Annotated in this window: 4 protein-coding genes; 1 reads left to right on the forward strand and 3 read right to left on the reverse strand. The window is 61.9% G+C overall.

The genetic code is table 11. The features are described from left to right. Positions 1–232 precede the first annotated feature (232 nt). From fabI to fabA, 3 genes are all read right to left on the reverse strand, one after another. On the reverse strand, positions 233–1,045 hold the full coding sequence (gene fabI, locus EOA60_RS24440) for an enoyl-ACP reductase FabI (RefSeq protein ID WP_128312027.1): 813 nt from the start codon (positions 1,043–1,045) through the stop codon (positions 233–235). Between the two features lie 12 nt (positions 1,046–1,057). Continuing rightward, positions 1,058–2,278 (reverse strand): beta-ketoacyl-ACP synthase I, encoded by a 1,221-nt coding sequence (gene fabB, locus EOA60_RS24445; protein ID WP_095824401.1) that lies wholly within the window; start codon positions 2,276–2,278, stop codon positions 1,058–1,060. A gap of 125 nt (positions 2,279–2,403) precedes the next feature. After that, on the reverse strand, positions 2,404–2,919 hold the full coding sequence (fabA, locus tag EOA60_RS24450; RefSeq protein ID WP_027165888.1) for a 3-hydroxyacyl-[acyl-carrier-protein] dehydratase FabA: 516 nt from the start codon (positions 2,917–2,919) through the stop codon (positions 2,404–2,406). 241 nt (positions 2,920–3,160) lie between these two features. On the opposite strand from fabA, the gene irrA reads away from it, so the two are divergent. Next, positions 3,161–3,459 (forward strand): iron response transcriptional regulator IrrA (gene irrA, locus EOA60_RS24455; protein WP_164899501.1); only part of this gene is annotated, 299 nt, incomplete at its 3' end.

Genomic DNA, 3,459 nt, shown 5'->3' on the forward strand with positions numbered 1-3,459 from the left:
TGCCGGCCAGGCCGTCGCCGAAGCCGAAGCGCAACCCCCAGAGTCCGAGGATAAAACTGCCCATGGCCGAGCTGGCGATGGTGATCAGCCGGAACAGCGGTGTTCGCTTCGGGTTGCTGACTGCAGACATGCAAGGTCCCTGAACTACAGGGCCGTTTAGCGGATACCTCCTTAAAATGGGTTTCCGCCAATGCCTCCAATTTTACTGGAAGGTGCTTTTTTCGTTAGCGAATTATTCGCGGGGGCCGTCGTTCTGCTTCAGTTCCTCTAGCGTCGGCATGGAGACGATGTGATAGCCGGAATCGACATAGTGGATCTCGCCTGTGACTCCCGAAGACAGATCGGACAGCAGGTAGAGCGCCGAGCCGCCAACCTCGTCGATGGTGACGGTGCGCCGTAGCGGCGAATTGCGCTGCTGATAAGAGAACATGTGGCGTGCGTCGGATACGCCTGAGCCGGCGAGCGTCCGCACCGGTCCTGCCGAGATGCCGTTCACCCGAATGCCGCGCGGGCCGTAATCGTTGGCGAGATAGCGCACGCTCGCCTCGAGTCCGGCCTTGGCGACGCCCATGACGTTGTAGTTCGGCATGACCCGCACCGACCCGGCATAGGTCAGCGTGATCATCGAGCCGCCGTTCGTCATCAGCGCGGCGGCATTGCGGGCGATCTCGGTAAAGGAATAGCAGGAGATCACCATCGTGCGGACGAAGTTGTCGCGGCTGGTGTCGGCGTAGAGGCCCTTGAGCTCGTTCTTGTCGGAGAAGCCGATGGCGTGAACGACGAAATCCAGGCCGTCCCAGGCTTCGCGAAGCGTCTGGAAGGTTGCGGTGACCGAGGCGCTGTCCTCGACGTCGCAAGGCACGACCAGCGAGGCACCGAGCTTCTCGGCCAGCGGCTTGCCCCGCCGCCCGAAGGCGTCGCCCTGATAGGTGAAGGCGAGTTCCGCCCCGTGTTCGGACAATTTCCTGGCGATGCCCCAGGCGATCGAATGATCGTTGGCGACCCCCATGACAAGCCCGCGCTTGCCCTTCATCAACCCTTCCATAAAAGGCAATCCTTATGCGGAATAGCGCTGGAAAATCAGCGTTGCGTTGGTGCCACCGAAACCGAAGGAGTTGGACAGGACGGTGTCGATCTTGGCGTTGTCGATGCGCTTGCGCACGATCGGCATGCCCTCGAATTCGGGATCGAGCTCCTCGATATGGGCGCTCTCGCCGATGAAGCCGCCCTGCATCATCAGGATGGAGTAGATCGATTCCTGGACGCCTGCGGCGCCGAGCGAATGGCCGGTCAGCGACTTGGTCGAGGTGATATACGGCATCTGGTCGCCGAACACCTCGCGGATGGCGCCCATTTCCTTGGAATCGCCGACCGGCGTCGATGTGCCGTGCGTGTTGATGTAGTCGACCGGCGTCGAGACGGTTGCAAGCGCCTGCCGCATGCAGCGCACGGCGCCTTCGCCGGACGGCGCCACCATGTCGTAGCCGTCGGAGGTCGCGCCGTAGCCGACGATCTCGGCATAGATCTTGGCGCCGCGCGCCTTGGCGTGCTCCAGCTCTTCCAGCACCAGAACGCCCGCGCCGCCGGCGATGACGAAGCCGTCGCGGTTGACATCATAGGCGCGCGAAGCGGCCGATGCCTTGTCGTTGAATTTCGACGACATGGCGCCCATGGCGTCGAACAGGTCCGACATCGTCCAGTCGAGATCCTCGTGGCCGCCGGCGAACATCATATCCTGCTTGCCCCACTGGATCAGCTCACAGGCATTGCCGATGCAGTGCGCGGAGGTCGAGCAGGCGGACGAGATCGAGTAATTCACGCCGTGGATCTTGAACCAGGTGGCCAAGGTGGCCGAAGCGGTCGACGACATCGCCTTCGGCACCGCGAACGGACCGATCCGCTTCGGGCTGCCGTTCTTGAGCGTCGTTTCGGCGGCTTCCACGATGGTCCTGGTAGACGGTCCGCCGGAGCCCATCACGATGCCGGTCCGCTCATTGGTGATGTCGCTCTCGCCGAGCCCGGCGTCCGCGATCGCCTGATCCATGGCGACATGGTTCCAGGCAGCGCCTTGGCTCAGGAAACGCATTGCGCGGCGGTCGATCATCGCCGACGGGTCGAGCGTCGGCGCGCCCCATACCTGGCAGCGAAAACCGTGCTCGGCGAAGGAATTGGAAAAGCTGATGCCGGACTTGGCATCGTAAAGCGAGGCCTGCACCTCATTGGCGTTGTTGCCGATCGACGACACAATGCCGAGGCCTGTCACTACGACGCGTCTCATTCGCAACTCCTTCCGGCGTAGTTTGACGAAAAACCTAATTGGTTTCCGCCTTCGATCATACGCAAAATAAAACCGCGGCGTCCTTGCGCATCCGCCGGACACGCCAGGGCCCGTGGCGATGGCGATCAGGCGGCGGACTGCTTGGACAGGCCCACCTTCAGATCCGTTGCCGCGTATATGGGTTCGCCATCCGCCTTGAGCCAGCCGTCGGCGATGCCGAGCACGAGGCGGCCACGCATCACGCGCTTGAAGTCGACGCCATATTCGACCTTCTTGACCGATGGCGTCACCATGCCCTTGAACTTCACCTCGCCGGTCGACAGCGCCATGCCTTTGCCGGGTTCGCCGAGCCAGCCGAGATAGAAGCCGGTCAATTGCCACATGGCGTCGAGGCCGAGGCAACCCGGCATGATCGGATTGCCGATGAAATGGCAGGCGAAGAACCAAAGATCCGGCTTGATGTCGAACTCGGCACGGATGAAGCCCTTGTCGAAGGCGCCGCCGGTCTCGCTGATCTCGGTGATGCGGTCGAACATCAGCATCGGCGGGTAGGGCAGCTGGGCGTTTCCCGGTCCGAACAGCTCGCCGCGGGCGCAGGCAAGCAGTTCCTCGTAGTCGTAGCTGGACTTTTGACCCGCCATTAATTCGGTCCCCGTTCTCGTTCCGGGCGGCAGGGCGCCCATGTCGTTGGTTTCCTAACACACTCTGTTTGTGGCCGGAAACCGGCGTTTGCGCTTAACCCGTGCGCCTGCCTGGGTCAATGCGCGCTATTGATCGCATTTGGGCGACAGAATATATGTCGGGTGGTGTCCAGTTTTTGGCATTGACCTCTTTTTGCCATTCTGGACCGGTCTATGGGGCTTGCAAGCTTAGACGGGATAGATGGATTCGGGCTGCCGGAAGGAAAATGTCGCTGTGGACAAGCGGGTTCGCGAAGCCGGCCTGAGGCCGACGCGCCAGCGCATTGCGCTGGCCGACCTGCTTTTCGCCAAGGGCGACCGTCACCTTTCGGCCGAAGAATTGCATGAAGAGGCGATCGCCGCCGGTGTGCCGGTTTCGCTGGCCACCGTCTACAATGCCCTTCATCAATTCACCCAGGCCGGCATGCTGCGCATCCTCGCCGTCGAAGGGTCGAAGACGTATTTCGACACCAACACTTCCGATCACCACCACTTCTATGT

It is taken from the genome of Mesorhizobium sp. M1A.F.Ca.IN.020.06.1.1, assembly GCF_004023265.1.
In the GTDB taxonomy this organism is placed as follows: domain Bacteria; phylum Pseudomonadota; class Alphaproteobacteria; order Rhizobiales; family Rhizobiaceae; genus Mesorhizobium.